Source organism: Kribbella monticola (assembly GCF_003261635.1).
Taxonomy (GTDB): domain Bacteria; phylum Actinomycetota; class Actinomycetes; order Propionibacteriales; family Kribbellaceae; genus Kribbella; species Kribbella monticola.
In genome coordinates, this window is sequence record NZ_QFXK01000034.1 from 221,463 (window position 1) to 238,844 (window position 17,382).

The window sequence follows — 17,382 nt, forward strand, 5'->3', positions numbered from 1 at the left end:
AGTACCTCCCCTGTACTACGGCAGGTCGGGGAACCAGATCTTGATCTCGCGGGAGGCCGACTCGGGCGAGTCCGAGCCGTGCACGAGGTTCTCGCGGTTGGACAGCGACAGGTCGCCGCGAATCGTGCCGGGGGCTGCCTTCCGGCCGTCGGTCGCGCCGTTCAGGCCACGGACCACCTCGACCGCCTCGTCGCCCTCGAGTACCAGCGCCACCAGCGGGCCACTGGTGACGAACTCGCGCAGCGGCGGGTAGAAGTCGCGCTCGACGTGCTCGGCGTAGTGCTGGTCGGCCAGCTCGCCGTCGATCGTGCGCAGGTCCATCGCGACGATGCTCAGGCCCTTCGCCTCGAACCGGCCGAGGATCTCGCCGACCAGGCCACGGCGTACCGTGTCGGGCTTCAGCAGGACCAGGGTGCGCTGCGACATGTCTCCACTCTTTCCATCTTCGGGGTACTGCGACTTGGGCGGCAGTTCTTTGCCGATATTGCGGCGGCCGAGCCTAACCGGCCTGGGCCTGCTGTGCCTTCTTCGCTTCGTCGATGCGCTTGCCGAGCACGTACGCCATCACCCAGAACGCGGCGAACGCGAGGCCCAGCAGGAACATCACCGGTACGACGAAGCCGAGGCCGACCGCGGCGACCTGGATCACCCAGCCGAGGATGTAGCCGACCTGGTTGCGCAACAGCCCGGCCGCGACCACGGCCAGCACTGCGAGACCGAGGCACACCGGGAGCGCAGTACTGGGTTTCACATCGGCGACCGAGATCATCACCGGCGTGACGAGGGCCAGCACGAGCGCCTCGAAGCCGAGCACGATCGAGGCGAGCGACCTCATCGCTCGACCTCGTACGGGTTCGGCGCGCCCTTCTGCTTGCGGACCAGCAGCGTCCGGGCCTCGCCTGCGGTGATCACGCTGCCGGTGATCAGTACGCCACCGGTGCCCATCGCGATCGCGTTCTCCTCGGCCAGCCGGATCGCGTCGTCGATCGCGTCGATCAGCTTCGGCCGGACCAGCACCCGGTCCTCGCCGAACACCTCGGCCGCGATCTCGCCCAGTTCCTCGGCCGGCATCGACCGCTCGAACGAGTTCCGGGTACAGACGACGGTCTCCATGATCGGCTCGTACGCCTCGAGGATCGCGTAGACGTCCTTGTCCTTCATACAGCCCAGTACGCCGATCAGCGGGTTGAACGCGAACGCCTCGGTCACCGCGGCCGCGGTCGCCTCGGCGCCGTGCGGGTTGTGCGCGGCGTCGACGATGACGGTCGGGCTGGTGCGCACGACCTCGAGCCGCCCCGGACTGGTCGCCTCGGCGAAGCCGGCCTGGACCAGCTCGGTGTCGATCCGGCCCTCGGTCTGCGCGGTCGCACCGAGCAGCGCCTCGACCGCCGCGAGCGCAGTGGCCGCGTTGTGCGCCTGGTACTCGCCGTGCAATGGCAGGAAGATCTCCTCGTACGTGCCGCCGAGCCCCTGGATCGAGATCAGCTGGCCGCCGACCGCGACCGTCCTGCTGGTGACGCCGAACTCGAGTCCCTCGCGGGCGACCTGCGCGCCCACCTCGGCGGCCCGGCGCTGCAGCACCTCGAGCACCTCGAGGCTCTGCTGCGAGATCACCGCCGTACCGCCGGGCTTGATGATGCCGGCCTTGTCCTTGGCGATGGTGACCGGATCGGGGCCGAGGATGTGCGCGTGGTCGACCGCCACCGGGGTGATCACCGAAACGATGCCGTCGGCAACGTTCGTGGAGTCCCAGGTGCCGCCGAGGCCGACCTCGACGATCGCCACGTCGACCGGTGCGTCCGCGAACGCGGCGAACGCCATCGCGGTCATCACCTCGAAGAACGACAGCGGGTGCTCGTTCTCGGAGTCGACGACATCGACGTACGGCTCGATCTCGGCGTACACCTCGACGAAGCGCTGCTCCTCGATCGGTTCACCGTTCAGCGTGATCCGCTCCCGGACGGACTCCAGGTGCGGGCTGGTGAACCGGCCCGTGCGCAGACCGGCCTCGCGCAGCAGCGCGTCCACCATCCGCGCGGTCGACGTCTTGCCGTTGGTGCCGGTCAGGTGCACCACCGGATAGGTCTTCTGCGGGTCGCCGAGCAGCTCGACCAGCCGCCGGACCCGGTCCAGGGTGGGGTCGATCTTGGACTCCGGCCAGCGGGCCTGGAGCTTGGCCGACACTTCGGCGTACGAGAGATCACTCATCAGGCTGCCCAGTCTAGGGTGGCCGCCCCGGCCTGTGGATAACCGGTCGTTAGCACCCCTTGACAACCACTAGGATTGCCGTATGAGCGAAGCGTCCCGTGTTCCTGACAAGCCCACCCTCGAAGGCCTCGAGGAGAAGTGGGCTGCGGTATGGAAGGAGCAGCAGACCTACGCCTTCGACCGGACCGCTTCGCGCGAAGAGGTCTACTCGATCGACACCCCGCCGCCGACGGTCTCGGGGAAGCTGCACGTCGGGCACATCTTCAGCTACACGCACACCGACCTGATCGCGCGGTTCCAGCGGATGCGGGGCAAGAAGGTCTTCTACCCGATCGGCTGGGACGACAACGGCCTGCCGACCGAGCGCCGCGTCCAGAACTACTACGGCGTCCGCTGCGACCCGACCCTGCCGTACGACGCGTCCTTCGAGCCGCCGGAGAAGCCGGACCCGAAGAAGCAGATCCCGGTCTCGCGGCAGAACTTCGTCGAGCTGTGCGGCGAGCTGACGCACATCGACGAGCAGGCGTTCGAGCGGATGTGGCGCCAGGTCGGCCTGAGCGTCGACTGGTCGTACCTCTACACGACCATCTCCGCCGACTCCCGCCGTACGTCGCAGCGTGCCTTCCTGCGCAACTACGCCCGCGGCGAGGCGTACCTGGCCGAGGCCCCCACGATGTGGGACGTCACCTTCCAGACGGCGGTCGCCCAGGCCGAGATGGAGCCCCGCGACTACCCGGGCGCGTTCCACCGGATCGCCTTCCACGGCACCGGCAACCCGATCTACATCGAGACCACCCGGCCGGAGCTGCTGCCGGCCTGCGTCGCGCTGATCGCCCACCCGGACGACGAGCGGTACCAGGCCCTGTTCGGCACGATGGTCCGCACGCCGCTGTTCGACGTCGAGGTTCCGGTCCTCGCGCACCGGCTGGCCGAGCCGGACAAGGGCGCCGGCATCGCGATGGTCTGCACCTTCGGTGACCCCACCGACGTCATCTGGTGGCGCGAGCTGCAGCTGCCGACCCGGACGGTCATCGGCCGCGACGGCCGTCTGCTGCGCGACACCCCGGAATGGCTCTCGGGCTCTGCTCTGTACGAGGAGCTGGCCGGTAAGACCATCTTCAGCGCCCGTGAGCTGATCGTCGAGAAACTCCGCGAGAGTGGCGACCTGGACGGTGAGCCGAAGAAGACCGAGCGGAAGGCGAACTTCTTCGAGAAGGGCGACAAGCCGCTCGAGATCGTCTCCACCCGGCAGTGGTACATCACCAACGGCGGCCGCAGCGAGGACCTCCGCAACGAGTTCATCGAGCTCGGTGAGCGGGAGGAGTTCGTCCCGGAGCACATGCGGCACCGGTACCTGAACTGGGTCAACGGCCTTAACGGCGACTGGCTGATCTCCCGCCAGCGCTTCTTCGGCGTCCCCTTCCCGGTCTGGTATCCGATCGACGCCGACGGCGAGCCGGACTACGATCACCCGCTGCTGCCCCGCGAGGAGGATCTCCCGATCGACCCGACCTCGGACGTCCCGAGCGGGTACGACGAGTCCCAGCGCGGCAAGCCGGGCGGCTTCCAGGCCGACCCGGATGTGATGGACACCTGGGCGACGTCGTCCCTGTCGCCGCAGATCGTCACCGGCTGGGAGCGCGATCCGGATCTGTTCGCCCGGACCTTCCCGATGGACCTGAACACGCACGCGCACGACATCATCCGCACCTGGCTGTTCTCCCGCATCGTCCGCGCGCAGTTCGAGAACGGCACGCTGCCGTGGAAGCGCTCGATGATCTCCGGCTTCGTCGTCGACCCGGACCGGAAGAAGTTCAGCAAGTCCAAGGGCAATGCGGCGCTGCCGGACGACATCCTGCACAAGTTCGGCTCGGACGCGGTTCGCTGGCGGGCCGCGATGGCCCGGCCGGGGCTGGACTCGCCGTTCGACGAGTCGCAGATGAAGGTCGGCCGGCGGCTGGCGATCAAGGTCCTGAACGCGTCGAAGTTCGTCCTGAGCTTCGGAGCCACCTCGGCCGACGCCTCCGCTGTCACCGAGCCCGTCGACCTGGCGATGCTGGCGCAGCTGCGCACAGTCGTCGAGGACGCGACGGCAGCCTTCGACCGGTACGACTACACGGGTGCGCTGGAGGTCACGGAGCGGTTCTTCTGGACCTTCTGCGACGACTACGTCGAGCTCGTCAAGGAGCGCGCGTACGGCGGTCACGGTGAGGCCGGGGCTGCCTCGGCGAAGGCCGCGCTCGCGGTTGCACTGTCGGTCCAGTTGCGGCTGCTCGCGCCGTATTTGCCGTTCGCGACCGAAGAGGTCTGGTCGTGGTGGCAGGACGGGTCGATCCACCTAACCTCGTGGCCTGTCGCTGACGTCGACGTCGCTTCCACTGCGCACGACCCGGCGGTGCTGGACGCGGTGGCCGAGGTTCTCGCCGGGATCCGCGGCGCCAAGTCGACCGCGCAGGTCTCGATGAAGACCGAGGTCTCCAAGGTCGAGGTCAGCGGCCCCGCCGACCGGCTCGCCCTGGCCGAACAGGCCGAGGTCGACCTCCGCGCAGCCGGCCGCATCATCGGCGAGATCGTCTGGAGCCCCGACGAGTCCGACACCATCTCAGTCATCGCGGCCCTCTGACAGCCTGCTGATCTACCGGTGTGGGACACCCCGGCGACCGACCGGTGAGTTCTACCACCTGTGACCCTCGTAGCGCCCGCTTCTTCGGAGGCGGGCGCTACTTGCGTGAGGCGGGGGCTACTTGCGTGAACCGAACGGCTACGCTGCGGAGCCGGTTGTCCCGATGTGAAACCATCAGGACGGCACTGGCTAGACCGTGACTTGTCCCGAGGAGCATGCCTGATGAGCGACCCGAACACCCCGGCCGATTCGGACCGCACCCCCGCGTCCGACACCCCGCCCGAGGTCGCTCCAGCCAAGAAGACTCCCGCCAAGAAGTCAGCCACACCCCGCAAACGCACCCCCCGAAAAACCACCACGGCGAAGTCGGCCACCACTGCTGCGGACACCCGCAAAAGCACCCCCAAAAAGCCCGCCCAGCCCCAGCCTGCCGAAGAACTCCCCTTCGCTGCGGAACACCCCACCTCAAAGGCAACCGCCCCCAGCACTCCCCCATCCAGTGCGAGCACGTCCACCCCCACACCGGCAACACCCGCGGACACACCCACCACCGCCTCAACGCCGCCCACCGACGCAACCCCCGGCACCTCAGCTCCACCCACCGAGGCAACCCCCGCCGCCTCAGCTCCGCCAGCCGACGCACCCGCCACCGCCGCCTCAGCTCCGCCAGCCGACGCACCCGCCACCGCCTCAGCTCCGCCAGCCGACGCCGCGTCCACGACTCCTTCCACCCGTTCCCAGCCGTCCGCACCAAGCGGACCCACAGGTCGAGCCGCGAAGTCACCCTCCCAACAAACCCCCATGCCCGCTCAAACGCCCCTCCCGAAGCAAACGCCTCTCCCCGCCCAAACCCCTTTCCCCAAACAAACCCCCCTCCGCCCCGCCCCCACCTCCAACGACACCGCTCCTCCGTCCGCCAACGCCCCCACTCCACAACCCACACCCGCCAACACCACAACCACCCCGAGCCCGGCAACCCCCAGCCCCACGCCAAGCTCACCCGCTGACCACCCGCGGCCACCTCAGCAACCCCCACCCCGCCCGCAACCACCGCACCAAGCACACCTCCTGCACCCACTGCGCCCGATTCCCCCAGCGACCCGTCCAAGCCCGGCTCACCAACCGCGCCTTCGGCCAAAGCCCCCGCCAACTCGACAAACTCCGGAACCACACCCAGCGCACCACCAGCAACCACCGCACCTACCTCACCCCCGTCGACGCCCCCGACTGGCTCCCCCACCGGTACTCCGACCAGCGCAACCGCCACCCCAAACACCACCAGCACAACAACACCTGGCTCGACCGGCGAAACCACCAAGCCCAGCTCACCCGCCGGCACACCGACCAGCACAACCGCCACCCCAAACACCACCAGCACAACAACACCTGGCACGGCCAGCGAAACCACCAAGCCCGACTCACCCGCCGGCACACCGACCAGCACAACCGCCATCCCAAACACCACCAGCACAACAACGCCAGGCTCGACCGGCGAAACCACCAAGCCGGGCTCGCCTGCTGGGGTTGGAGGTGGCGCTATCGCCGGTGCTGCAGCTGGAGCGTCGCAGGGTAAGGCTGGCGGGGTTGGCGGTGCGACGACAGCGCCTGCTAAAGCCGGAGGGGCGCCGGGCAAGGCTGGTGGGGTTGGCGGGGCGACGACAGCGGGAGCTAAAGCCGGAGGGTCGCAGGGTAAGGCTGGTGGGGTTGGCGGGGCGACGACAGCCGGTGCTGGGGCTGGGGCTGGAGGGGCGAAGAGTAAGGCTGGGGAGGGTGAGGGGAAGGGCAAGAAGAAGGTGCAGTTGCGGAGGAATCCGTGGGTGACTGTGGGGGGTGTGGTGCTGGTTTTGCTGTTGCTTGCTGGGTTCGGGTACTTCGGTGGGTTCGGGCCGTTGAGTCGGTTGAATACGGCGCGGGGGATCACGCCGCCGGCGAAGTTGGCGGGGTTGGAGCGGATCACGGATCCGGACATTCGCGGGCAGTTGCAGTTGGACCAGACGCGGCAGGCGCTGAGCAGGATCAACGACGGCAAGCAGGTGACGGTCGAGGCGTACGGGAATCTTGACGGCAAGCGGCTGTTCGTACTGATCGCGTTGCGCGGCAAGGTCGACATCGACAAGACGATCAAGGACTCGGGGGCGACACCGGACAAGGTGAAGACGGTCGGCAAGTCCACCTGCGTCGAGTCGATCGGCAACCTGCCTGCGCAGTGCTACCGGGGATCCCAACGCCTGACAGTCATCGCCCAGGCGGCGAACGACGGAGCAACCGTCGACGACGTTGGAGCAGTCTCCAACGAAGCCTTCGACGCAATGAAGTAGCAGGCACGGTTTGGATGACTAACAGGCAGAGTGGAACTAGCAGGCAGGGTTTGCGCGGCTCGACCGAGGACGATGCCAAAGGCAACCTTCTCGGTCGGCCGACCCCGGCGAAGCTACGAGGTCATGTCTCAAGCGGCTCCGAGCGGGTCGCGGAGCACACCGGAGTACGCCTTCCTGCGCGAGCTAGGCAGGTTCATCACGCTCGACAACTAGGTCAGCAAGGAAATCGCGGCCGCGGACAGCCGGCACCAGCTCGCCGTGAACAACATCTGCCTGTGAAAGGAGGCCGGGCCCACCTTGCGGCGGATCCGGCCTCCTCACGCGATTGTGTGAAGCTCCCTCGAGAGAGCGTCAGGCGGTCTTCTCGCGGCGTTCGCGTTTGCGCTCGATCTGGTCGCGGGGAATCAGGGTCGGGTTGACGTTCTCCAGCACGACCTCGCCGGTGACGACGACCTTCGCGACATCCTCACGGCTGGGCACCTCGTACATCACGTTGAGGAGCACCTCCTCCATGATGGCGCGCAAACCGCGAGCGCCGGTGCCGCGAAGGAGTGCCTGGTCGGCGATCGCCTCGACCGCGTCGTCGCTGAACTCCAGCTCGACGTTGTCGATTTCGAAGAGCCGCCGGTACTGCTTGACCAGCGCGTTCTTCGGCTCGGACAGGATCTTGATCAACGCGTCCCGGTCGAGCGGGGACACGGTGGTGATGACCGGGAGACGGCCGATGAACTCGGGGATCAGCCCGAACTTGAGCAGATCCTCCGGCATCACGTCGGCGTACGTTCCGGCTTCGCGCGGCTTCTCGGTCTCGCGCGACATGCTGAACCCGAGCGTCTTCTTGCCGACCCGCTGCTCCACCATGTGGTCCAGTCCGGCGAACGCGCCGCCGACGATGAACAGCACGTTGGTGGTGTCGATCTGGATGAACTCCTGGTGCGGGTGCTTGCGACCGCCTTGGGGCGGGACGCTGGCCGTCGTACCTTCCAGGATCTTCAGCAGCGCCTGCTGGACGCCTTCGCCGGAGACATCGCGGGTGATCGACGGGTTCTCGCTCTTGCGGGCGATCTTGTCGACCTCGTCGATGTAGATGATGCCGGTCTCGGCCTTCTTGACGTCGTAGTCAGCGGCCTGGATCAGCTTCAGCAGGATGTTTTCGACGTCCTCACCGACGTAACCCGCCTCGGTGAGGGCGGTGGCGTCGGCGATCGCGAACGGCACGTTGAGCATCCGGGCCAGGGTCTGCGCCAGGTAGGTCTTGCCGCAGCCGGTCGGGCCGATCAGCAGGATGTTCGACTTCGCGAGCTCGACTGCCTCGTCCTTGGCGTGCCGGCCGGCCGTCGACGAGGCCTGCCCGTCGCGCACCCGCTTGTAGTGGTTGTAGACAGCCACCGCGAGGGCTTTCTTCGCCACGTCCTGTCCGACGACGTAGGCGTTGAGGAAGTCATAGATCTCGCGGGGCTTCGGCAGCTCCGTCAGACCGACCTCGGAGCCCTCGTTCAGCTCTTCCTCGATGATCTCGTTGCAGAGATCGATGCACTCGTCGCAGATGTAGACGCCGGGACCGGCGATGAGCTTCTTGACCTGCTTCTGGCTCTTCCCGCAGAACGAGCACTTGAGCAAGTCGCCGCCGTCACCTATGCGTGCCACCGGGACAGATCCCTTCTCTCACTAGCTGAGGCCGGGTCGAGCCGAGTTCGTCTCGAACCTAGATTCCGACGGTACCGCGCCTGGAGTCCGAACGCTGCCCTCTCGCACGCGTCGTGACTACGCCCGTGGCGAACGTGCAGCACTCCAGGCGGCGGCACCACCGCACTGTCGAGAAACTCAGGCGCCGACGCCGACCGGAGTCTTCCGCGACTCCAGGACCGAGTCGATCAGACCGTACTGGACGGCCTGCTCGGCGGTGAGGAACTTGTCCCGCTCGATGTCACGGGAGACCTCTTCCAGCGACTTCCCGCTGGCGTCGGACAGCATCTTCTCCAGCAGCGAGCGCAACCGCAGGATCTCGTTCGCCTGGATCTCGATGTCGCTCGACTGGCCGTAGGTGCCCTCGGTGGCCGGCTGGTGGATGATGATCCGGCTGTTCGGCAGGGCCATCCGCTTACCCGGCGTACCGGCGGCGAGCAGTACCGCGGCAGCGGAGGCCGCCTGGCCGAGGCACACCGTCTGGACGTCGGCCTTGATGTAGCGGATCGTGTCGTAGATCGCCGTCAGCGCCGTGAAGGAGCCGCCCGGCGAGTTGATGTAGATGCTGATGTCGCGGTCGGGATCCATCGACTCCAGGCAGAGCAGCTGCGCCATCACGGCGTTCGCGATCTCGTCGGAGATCGGCGTGCCGAGGAAGATCGTGCGCTCCTCGAACAGCTTGGTGTAGGGGTCGACGCGGCGCATGCCGTACGACGTGCGCTCCTCCCACTGCGGGATGAAGTAGTTCATGGGTTTGTCCTTACTACGGAGTGGGAGATCAGGAGTTCGGGCTGCCGCTGCTCAGCTGAGCGGCGCTCGCCACGACGTGGTCGATGAAGCCGTAGTCCTTCGCCTGGTCAGCGGTGAACCAGCGGTCGCGGTCGGCGTCGGTCTCGACCTGCTCGAGCGCCTGGCCGGTGTGCTCGGCGATCAGCTTGAACAGCTGCGCCTTGATGTGCAGCGACTGCTGGGCCTGGATCTTGATGTCGGAGGCCGTTCCACCCATCCCGCCGGACGGCTGGTGCATCATGATCCGCGCGTGCGGGAGGGCGAAGCGCTTGTCCTTCGCGCCGGCGCAGAGCAGGAACTGCCCCATCGACGCGGCCAGGCCCATCCCGACGGTGGCGACGTCGTTGGAGATCCACTGCATGGTGTCGTAGATCGCCATGCCGGAGTCCACCGAACCACCCGGCGAGTTGATGTACAGCCAGATGTCCTTGTTGGGGTCCTCTGCGTTGAGGAGCAGCATCTGAGCACAGATCGCGTTCGCGTTGTCGTCGCGAACCTCGGACCCCAAGAAGATGATCCGGTTGCTCAGCAGGCGCTGATAGATGTGGTCGTCGAGTCCGCCGGATCCGTTGCCGCCCGCTGCGGTGGGGCTGGCTGCAAATGTCTCGTTCACGAAGCCGACATTACTGGTCGCCGTCGACAGACCGGAGGCCGGTCGGCAAGTGTTCGCTCACGGCGCACTGTGTCTGCCCTCAGCGAATTCCCACCCACCCCACCAGCCTCGCACTACGAAGCCGCACCCCGGGGTCACCCGCTGCAACAGGTGGCAGAGCACCACGCAGTACAGGCTGCATCTTCCCTCGTACTACGTGCCGCCGCGCACCTCCGCTGCAACGTGCGGCAGGGCAACGCAGTACGAGCGCAATCTTCCTCGTACTGCGTGACGTCGCCCCCTCCGCTGCGACCTGCAGCAGGGCAACGCATTACGTGCGTCACCGTCCTCGTACTGCGTGGCGTCGCGCACCGTTCGCTGCGACGTGCGGCAGGACGTAGTACGGGAAAGGCAGCGGCCCGGATCCGTAAGGGATCCGGGCCGTTGCGGGTGTTTCGGGGCTGTCAGGCCTTGGCGGGCTCTTCGGCCGGGGTCTCGTCGGCGGCGACCTCAGCCTCGGGGTCGGCGTAGGTGCCGTCCGGCTGCAGGGTCTTGAGCTCGACCACGTTGCCGGAGGCGTCGGTGACCTTGGCGTTCTCGACCAGGTGCGCGAGCGCCTTGCCGCGGACGACCTCGGACACCAGGCTCGGGACGAGGTTGTTCTCGACCGCGTGCTGGGCGAACTGGTCCGGGCTGACACCGGAACGCTGCGCGTGCCGGACGATGTGCTCGGTCAGCTCCTGGTCGTTGACGCTCAGCTGCTGCTGCTCGGCGACCATGTCGAGCACGAACTGGGCCTTGATCGCGTCCTCGGAACGCTTCTTCAGGTCCTCGTCGAACTCTTCCTCGGTCTGCTCCTCACCCTCGAGGAACTGCGCGAAGGTCATCCCGGAGTACCCGAGCTGCTGCTCGAGGTTCTCCTTGCGGGCGGCCAGTTCGTCGGTCAGCAGGCCGTCGGGGACCGGCACGTCGACCATGGTCAGGATCTTCTCGAGCACCGCGTCGCGGGCGTCGCCGGCCTGCTCGAGGCGCTTGCCACGCTCCAGCCGGGCACGCACGTCGGCGGTCAGCTCGTCGGCGGTGTCGAACTCCGACGCGGTCTGCGCGAAGTCGTCGTCGTACGCCGGCAGCTCCTGCTCCTTGACCGCGGTCACCGTGACCTCGACCTGGACGTCCTCGCCCTTCAGCTCACCACCGACCAACTGGGTGGTGAACGTGGCGGACTCGCCGGCGGACAGGCCGATCACGGCCTCGTCGAGACCGTCCAGCAGCTGTCCGCTGCCGACCTGGTACGACAATCCGGTGGCCTGCGCCTCCTCGATCTTCTCGCCGTCCTTGGTGGCGGACAGATCGATCGTGATGAAGTCCTTGTCGGCCACCGCGCGCTCGACCGGGTTCAGCGAACCGAACCGCTGCCGCAGCGCCTCGATCTGCTCGGTCACCTCGTCGTCGCTGATCGCGATGTCCTCGACGGACGCCTCGATCCCGTCCAGGTCCGGCAGCGTGATCTCCGGGCGGACCTCGACCTCGGCGGAGAACTGCAGGCTCTCCTTGTCGTTGAACTCGGTCACGTCGACCTCAGGCCGGCCGATCGCCTTGACCTGGTTGTCCTGGACAGCCTGCGAGTACAGCTTCGGCAGCGCGTCGTTGATCGCCTCTTCGAGCACCGGCCCGCGCCCGACCCGCTGGTCGATCACCTGCGGGGGGATCTTGCCCTTGCGGAAGCCCGGCACGACGATCTGGCTGCCAATGCTCTTGTACGCCGCGTCGAGGCTCGGCTTGAGCTCCTCGAACGGCACCTCGACGATGAGCTTGACCTTGGTCGGGCTCAAGGACTCGACGGTGCTCTTCACGGTGGCGGTTCTCCTTGGTTGGTGACGTTCACAGCCGTGACCGGGCAGGCCACGCTGCAGGGTGCTGCAGGGGTTTGTCGGGGCGACAGGACTCGAACCTGCGGTCTCCTGCTCCCAAAGCAGGCGCGCTAGCCACTACGCTACGCCCCGCAGTGACCGCACGAGTCTAGTGGACGAAAACCAGTGCTCGCGCCCCGACCCCTGAATTGGGCCCGGCGCCGAGGATGTGGAATCATGTCCGAGCGCTCAACACGCACGCGGGTGTAGCTCAATGGTAGAGCCCCAGTCTTCCAAACTGGCTACGCGAGTTCGATTCTCGTCACCCGCTCCACCCCGTCCGACGGAGGAGCATCCGCCCACGCGGCTCCTCCGTCGCACCTCCGCTGCCTTCGTCCGAACGCACGGGTTCATCTGTCGGACGGGTCTCCGATCCTCACGCCGCTAGAACTGCCGAGTTGGCTCTGATGGATCAAGGCGCACCGTCCGGCGTACCCATGTGCCGGACAGGCCGCTTGGCAGCCCATCAGTGGGACGGGGCAGGCATGGCGTCAGTGCACCTCACCGGGAGAGTTTCTGCGGCGTCTGGGCATCGTCCACGGCCGACCTCGTTCGCCGAGTCGCCAACTGACGTGGAGTACCAGCGAAGCGACGAAAAGCACCGCCGCTGGTCCAGTGATGAAGTCGACTCCCACAAGGTCGAGGAGAGCCCACACGGCCAGAATCGCGATGGATGCCCAACGGGACCACCATGGTTCGCTGGGATAGCCGATGGCCCGTACGAGGAGAACCAGTAAGAGCACCAGGACAATGACCGTGCCTTCAGGCTCCACCGCTCCAGGGTAAGTTGCCCGGCCTCTCGGCGTCGTCACCCGCTCCGCCTCGTACGCCGAGGAAGAGCCGCCCACGCGGCTCCTCCGTCGCCGCTGCCCACCCCGAGCTACGGCGCTCCTCCGTCGCACCTCCGCTGCCTTGTCCGAACGCACGGTGGGCTTGCCCAGATGCGTGGAGACCCTCACTGGCCGCGCGGGGGGCACGCGGGCGGTCTGCGGTCTCTCCTGCGACCTGTGTCGTCGTGTGCTGACGGATCAATGCCGCCGGCAGCGTCGACTGCCCTCAGCGTGGACTGCCCTCAGCCAGATGACCCGAGGCCGGCAGACGGGTGCCTAGGCAAAGAAGTCTCGCCCCTCCAGTCCAGTCGGGTCGGCTGTTGACCTCGTAGATGGAACGAATGTCCCGCCAGACGGCCCGCACGAGCCGGGCGCGAACGCTGTCATCGGTCATGGCGGAACCCTGGGGCCTGCGGAGCGGCGTCAGGAGACGAGATCGTCGAGCAAGATGCCTTCACTCGCGAGGGTTTCCCGTATCCAGCGGCGCATTAGCTCGTTCGAGCTGTCCCACGCGTACTGCAGGCCTTCAGCGGGCGTCTGCCTTGTGTCAGCGCGGAGAGAACCAGGGAGACTGGCGGCAGTGTCCGCCAGCGATCGGATCAGCTCGTGGTAGTCGTCGACGACTACGCCCGAGAAGAGTCCGGGATCTCGGCGAAGATACGCAGTCGTGCGAATACTGGCCAACGCACACTGGATGAGGACCACGTTCGCCCGCGTGGCCAACTCCTCGCCGCGACGTTCTCTTCTTCGCATCCGGCAATCATCCAGCACGTCCTGCTTTCGAACTGGCTACACGAGTCCGAGTTTCGTCACCCGCTGACGCAGTGGGTCAGCAAGAATTCCCGCGTTGATTGTGTGGGTTCGTAGAAGGCCCAGACCGCGTTCGAGAACTCGCCTGCAGCGAAGAAGGTGGGCGGTTTTGCGCCGGAGAGCCGGTAGACGGTGATGGTGTGTTGCTGGGTGGGGTGGGCCGGGTCGGCGACCACAACGCTTCCGACTGGCATGGGCTCCCATTCTGCCTGCCATGGGTTGACGCCGGCGATGTCCACGGGGGCGCCCTCAAGCACGATCGCTCGGAAATGCCAGCCGTTTGAGGTGTCCACGGCGTCAGTGTCTCCCGCTGCGTCGGGATGCTCAGCCGAAAGGAGAGTTCAGGTTGTAGCGGTGCATCAGGTCGGGGACCCAAGTGGGGTCTATGAAGAGGCCGTAGGCGGTGGCGAGGGTTTCCAGGTCGGTGGGGTTCGGGGGGCCGGCTGCAACGAGTTCGGCTAGTTCGAAGAAGAAGTGTTCGAAGCCGGCGGGCGTGATGATCTCGATCATTCGCGCTTCGGTGTCGCCGGCGTTCCACATCGTGTGCAGTTCGCCGCGGGGCTTGGCGATGTAGCCGCCTGCTTCGAGGACGACCTCGTCGGGGCCGGAGCGGAATCCGATCGTGCCGGCGGTGACGATCGAGAACTCGTCCTCGCGGGTGTGCACGTGCGGCGGGACCAGAGCGCCGACCGGGAACGGATGTTCGACGATGGCCAGCTGACCGCCCGTCTCCTCGCCGCCCAGGCGGAAGCCGACGCCGATGGAACCGATGGACCTGTCGGGGGCGTGCGGACCCTGCAGCACCGTCAGTGGGAGCGCGCGGGCTGCCGCGGTGGCCTGTTCGAGGGTCGTCGGGACCGGTGATGAATTCATCTGCTTCTCCCCCGCTGATTTCGCTGAACAGCGATGTATAGTGAAATCAGGTGTACGCCTCCCCGATCAAGGAGTCAATGCTTGGCTGCGCAGCCCGACGTACCGGCACCCCGCGGTTACACCCTGCGGGCGCGCCAGGAGCGCGTCGACGAGACCCGCCTGCGCATCACCGAAGCGACGACGCGCTTACACGAACAGGTTGGGCCTGCCGCCACGACTGTGTCTGCCATCGCCGAACTGGCCGGTGTGACGCGTCTGACCGTCTATCGGCACTTCCCCGATGACGAGGCGTTGGTGAAGGCGTGCTCAGCACACTGGCGAGGCCTGCACCCGCGGCCGGATGCCGCGGCTTGGGTGTCCATCGACGACCCGATGAATCGACTGCGTACTGCGCTGTCGCAGACCTACCGGTGGGCTCGGGGCGCGGAGCCGATGATGACGAAGATCCACCGCGATCTGCACGTCATGCCCGAGTTCGTCAGCCGGTTCCTGGCTCAGGATCAGCAGACGCGGGTGGAGATCCTCCGCCAGGGCTTTCGAGCACCTGGCAAGAAGAGCCGGCGACTCAAAGCCGCCCTCGCACACGCTGTGGACTTCCGGACCTGGCACTCCCTGTGCATCGTCGGCGGACTCAGCGACGACGAAGCCGCCCACCTCATGCTCGCCACCGTCGCGGCGGCAATCGAGAACGCCTGAACCCGCAGCTGAGTCGGGTTCTTCGGATCGCGGGCGGCCGCGACGGCCGCCTCGACGATACGGTTCAAGTTGAGGCAGCGGACCACGATTGGCGAGGATCTGGCCCCTTCATCGGGCAGCCGAATGAGCGGGGAGCGAGATGGACAGGCGCAAAGCTCAGGGCTGGCGAGGGGTCGTTGTGGGTGGCGTCGTGATCGTCGTGGGCGTGGTGCTGATAGCCAACGACGTTCCAGTATTCGGCGTGTCAGCGTTGCCGGTCGTAGGCGCGGGAATCGCCGCGCTCACAACGGGCCTCTACCGGCTCTTCACCACTCGTCAAGATCGCGGCAGGTAGAGACCAAGGGCAGGTGATGCCTGTAATCCCGCATCCGTTTTCGATCGCCCCATCTGGGTCGATCCGCTGTAGCCCGACGGCTCGAGGCGGAACCTTCACGTGGTCCGGCGTGGGCTCGAGGTCAGCGGGGGAGGTTGAGGCGGTGGACTGTGACCTCGATGTCGTTGACGGTTTCGTGGCGGGAGGGAGTGAAGCCGAGGCGGGCGGCGAGGCGGAGGCTGGGGGTGTTGAGGGGGTTGATGACTGCGATCAGGTGGTCGTCGGGGAGGTTTGTGGCAGCCCAGTCGATCCAGGCTCGGCAACCCTCTTGGGCCAGGCCTTGGCCCTGGGAAGAGCGCAACAGGGCGTAGCCGAGTTCCGTCTCGTTCCAGTCGGGCCAGATGGACAAGCCGATGCGGCCCAGAAACGCACCGGTCGACCGCAGGATGACTGCGCTCTGGCCGTAGCCGTGGTCGGTCCACGTTCGGGCCCAGCGCTCGGTTTGCTCGCGGGTGGTGTCGGGGGTCAACGAGTCGCCGCCGACATAGCGCGCGACCAAGGGATCGGAGTACACGTTCCAAAGGGCGACAGCGTGCTCCGGCCCCAACGGCATCAGTCGAAGACGTGGGGTCTCCAGGATCATGCGGGCGGGGCGACGGTGGCGTCGGGGCGGTTGGAGCGGGTCAGCGAGGCGGCGATGAAACCGGTTGATTTCAGCTCTTCGACCAAGGCCCGCAGAAAGGCGATCGTCTCCGGCGAGCGGGACTTCGTCGTACCGACTGCTTGCTGGATCTGCATGAAGCGGTCGGGGATGACGCGGAGGTCGGGGTGCGAGGCCACGTAGTCGGTGATCGGCTGGCGGATGCCGGCGGCGACCTCGAGGTTGTGGGTACGGAAGGCGGTGGTGCCCTCCTCGTCCTGGACGACGGTCGCGTGCTGGAGCGTGCGGGACAGATACAAGTCGTACGCCGATCCGCGCTTCACGCCGACCCGGATCCCGGGCCGATCCACGTCGGCGGCGGAGCGGATCGACGACTCCCGCGGTACGGCGTACACGCCTTCGATCACCACGTACGGCGCGGTGAAGGCGACCTCCGCCTCGCGAGCCGGGTCGATCGCGAGGAAGCAGATGTCCGCCCGGCCCGATGTCATCGCCTCGAACGACTTGCGCGCCGCGTCGAAGCAGATCAGCTCGACCGGTACGCCGAGCCGGGAACCGATCTCGCGCGCGATGTCGACGGTCACCCCGGCCGGCTGCTCGGCCGTCCCCTGGGCCAGCACCGGATTCCCCAGATTGATCGAAGCTCGCAGCACACCGTCCGCAGCCAGATCCTTGACCACCGCGTCACTCCCATTCAGCATGCCGCCGACCCTACAAGCGAGCCGCCGGGGCCGAACGGGTGCGGCAGAAGCCGGCCGCAGTACTGATCACGACTCGTAATGACTGAGAGCCCGGTCACCGCTAGTTGCCGCGGCTACCCATGCAGGAAGCGGCAATCGTTCACCGGGGAATGGAATTCGGGGGACAGCGGTTACCCATCTGGGGGATACTTGAAATTGCGCCGTTTTCCGGCCGCAGACCCCCTTCCGTGCCGAGCATGTTGGGAAGTGCGCCCCTCCAGATGCCCTCAGAGCCACCTGTCAAAGCGCCGTCGATTGCTGCCCCTTCGAAACGTAACCACCGGCGGAGCCAGAATCTCTGGCGACTCCGCCCCTATCTGCGCCCGCACCGCT

Annotated in this window: 15 protein-coding genes and 2 tRNA genes; 4 read left to right on the forward strand and 13 right to left on the reverse strand. The window is 66.9% G+C overall.

What is annotated here, in order from left to right:
- Window positions 1–15: 15 nt before the first annotated feature.
- The 3 genes from ndk to DIZ26_RS25635 all read right to left on the reverse strand — a co-directional run bounded on the left by ndk (window position 16) and on the right by DIZ26_RS25635 (window position 2,208).
- Window positions 16–426 (reverse strand): nucleoside-diphosphate kinase, encoded by a 411-nt coding sequence (gene ndk, locus DIZ26_RS25625; RefSeq protein WP_112245878.1) that lies wholly within the window; start codon window positions 424–426, stop codon window positions 16–18.
- A 73-nt stretch (window positions 427–499) separates the two neighbouring features.
- Window positions 500–835, reverse strand: a complete 336-nt coding sequence (locus tag DIZ26_RS25630; protein WP_112245880.1) for a DUF4233 domain-containing protein — start codon at window positions 833–835, stop codon at window positions 500–502.
- A complete protein-coding gene (locus DIZ26_RS25635) occupies window positions 832–2,208 on the reverse strand; it encodes a bifunctional folylpolyglutamate synthase/dihydrofolate synthase (protein WP_112245883.1) in 1,377 nt (458 codons plus the stop codon). The genes DIZ26_RS25630 and DIZ26_RS25635 overlap by 4 nt, the downstream gene beginning before the upstream one ends.
- A gap of 82 nt (window positions 2,209–2,290) precedes the next feature.
- Here DIZ26_RS25635 and valS point away from each other — a divergent pair, with 82 nt between their 5' ends.
- Window positions 2,291–4,831, forward strand: a complete 2,541-nt coding sequence (gene valS / locus DIZ26_RS25640; RefSeq protein WP_112245885.1) for a valine--tRNA ligase — start codon at window positions 2,291–2,293, stop codon at window positions 4,829–4,831.
- Window positions 4,832–6,648: 1,817 nt separating this feature from the next.
- Window positions 6,649–7,149 carry a hypothetical protein gene (locus DIZ26_RS25650; protein ID WP_112245887.1) on the forward strand — a complete coding sequence of 167 codons (501 nt, stop codon included), beginning with the start codon at window positions 6,649–6,651 and terminating at the stop codon, window positions 7,147–7,149.
- A gap of 351 nt (window positions 7,150–7,500) precedes the next feature.
- Here DIZ26_RS25650 and clpX read toward each other — a convergent pair whose 3' ends face one another.
- From clpX to DIZ26_RS25675, 5 genes are all read right to left on the reverse strand, one after another.
- Window positions 7,501–8,796: an ATP-dependent Clp protease ATP-binding subunit ClpX gene (clpX, locus tag DIZ26_RS25655; RefSeq protein ID WP_112245890.1), complete on the reverse strand. Its 1,296-nt coding sequence runs from the start codon at window positions 8,794–8,796 to the stop codon at window positions 7,501–7,503.
- A gap of 177 nt (window positions 8,797–8,973) precedes the next feature.
- On the reverse strand, window positions 8,974–9,585 hold the full coding sequence (locus tag DIZ26_RS25660; protein ID WP_112245893.1) for an ATP-dependent Clp protease proteolytic subunit: 612 nt from the start codon (window positions 9,583–9,585) through the stop codon (window positions 8,974–8,976).
- Between the two features lie 28 nt (window positions 9,586–9,613).
- Complete coding sequence (locus tag DIZ26_RS25665; RefSeq protein ID WP_112245895.1) at window positions 9,614–10,237, reverse strand: ClpP family protease; 624 nt, start codon at window positions 10,235–10,237, stop codon at window positions 9,614–9,616.
- A 443-nt stretch (window positions 10,238–10,680) separates the two neighbouring features.
- A complete protein-coding gene (gene tig, locus DIZ26_RS25670; RefSeq protein ID WP_112245897.1) occupies window positions 10,681–12,069 on the reverse strand; it encodes a trigger factor in 1,389 nt (462 codons plus the stop codon).
- A gap of 77 nt (window positions 12,070–12,146) precedes the next feature.
- A tRNA-Pro gene (locus tag DIZ26_RS25675) sits at window positions 12,147–12,219 on the reverse strand.
- Window positions 12,220–12,326: 107 nt separating this feature from the next.
- On the opposite strand from DIZ26_RS25675, the gene DIZ26_RS25680 reads away from it, so the two are divergent.
- Window positions 12,327–12,400, forward strand: a tRNA-Gly gene (locus tag DIZ26_RS25680).
- Between the two features lie 979 nt (window positions 12,401–13,379).
- On the opposite strand, the gene DIZ26_RS25685 is transcribed toward DIZ26_RS25680, so the two are convergent.
- From DIZ26_RS25685 to DIZ26_RS25695, 3 genes are read right to left on the reverse strand one after another with little or no spacing between them, the layout of a single operon-like run.
- A complete protein-coding gene (locus DIZ26_RS25685; RefSeq protein WP_112245899.1) occupies window positions 13,380–13,709 on the reverse strand; it encodes a hypothetical protein in 330 nt (109 codons plus the stop codon).
- Window positions 13,710–13,765: 56 nt separating this feature from the next.
- On the reverse strand, window positions 13,766–14,059 hold the full coding sequence (locus DIZ26_RS25690; protein WP_112245902.1) for a hypothetical protein: 294 nt from the start codon (window positions 14,057–14,059) through the stop codon (window positions 13,766–13,768).
- 31 nt (window positions 14,060–14,090) lie between these two features.
- A complete protein-coding gene (locus DIZ26_RS25695) occupies window positions 14,091–14,639 on the reverse strand; it encodes a cupin domain-containing protein (protein WP_112245904.1) in 549 nt (182 codons plus the stop codon).
- An 81-nt stretch (window positions 14,640–14,720) separates the two neighbouring features.
- Between DIZ26_RS25695 and DIZ26_RS25700 the strand changes: the two genes are divergently transcribed.
- On the forward strand, window positions 14,721–15,335 hold the full coding sequence (locus DIZ26_RS25700; protein ID WP_157979810.1) for a TetR/AcrR family transcriptional regulator: 615 nt from the start codon (window positions 14,721–14,723) through the stop codon (window positions 15,333–15,335).
- A gap of 455 nt (window positions 15,336–15,790) precedes the next feature.
- Here DIZ26_RS25700 and DIZ26_RS25710 read toward each other — a convergent pair whose 3' ends face one another.
- Complete coding sequence (locus DIZ26_RS25710; protein ID WP_157979811.1) at window positions 15,791–16,261, reverse strand: GNAT family N-acetyltransferase; 471 nt, start codon at window positions 16,259–16,261, stop codon at window positions 15,791–15,793.
- A gap of 26 nt (window positions 16,262–16,287) precedes the next feature.
- Window positions 16,288–17,010, reverse strand: a complete 723-nt coding sequence (locus DIZ26_RS25715) for a transporter substrate-binding domain-containing protein (protein ID WP_112245915.1) — start codon at window positions 17,008–17,010, stop codon at window positions 16,288–16,290.
- Window positions 17,011–17,382 lie beyond the last annotated feature (372 nt).

Excerpts from the sequence above, each read along its gene's own strand:
- valS (WP_112245885.1), top strand. The coding sequence starts at position 2,291 with ATGAGCGAAGCGTCCCGTGTTCCTGACAAGCCCACCCTCGAAGGCCTC.
- DIZ26_RS25685 (WP_112245899.1), bottom strand. The coding sequence starts at position 13,709 with ATGCGAAGAAGAGAACGTCGCGGCGAGGAGTTGGCCACGCGGGCGAAC.
- DIZ26_RS25630 (WP_112245880.1), bottom strand. The coding sequence starts at position 835 with ATGAGGTCGCTCGCCTCGATCGTGCTCGGCTTCGAGGCGCTCGTGCTG.
- DIZ26_RS25660 (WP_112245893.1), bottom strand. The coding sequence starts at position 9,585 with ATGAACTACTTCATCCCGCAGTGGGAGGAGCGCACGTCGTACGGCATG.
- DIZ26_RS25710 (WP_157979811.1), bottom strand. The coding sequence starts at position 16,261 with ATGCCGTTGGGGCCGGAGCACGCTGTCGCCCTTTGGAACGTGTACTCC.
- DIZ26_RS25715 (WP_112245915.1), bottom strand. The coding sequence starts at position 17,010 with ATGCTGAATGGGAGTGACGCGGTGGTCAAGGATCTGGCTGCGGACGGT.
- DIZ26_RS25695 (WP_112245904.1), bottom strand. The coding sequence starts at position 14,639 with ATGAATTCATCACCGGTCCCGACGACCCTCGAACAGGCCACCGCGGCA.
- ndk (WP_112245878.1), bottom strand. The coding sequence starts at position 426 with ATGTCGCAGCGCACCCTGGTCCTGCTGAAGCCCGACACGGTACGCCGT.
- DIZ26_RS25635 (WP_112245883.1), bottom strand. The coding sequence starts at position 2,208 with ATGAGTGATCTCTCGTACGCCGAAGTGTCGGCCAAGCTCCAGGCCCGC.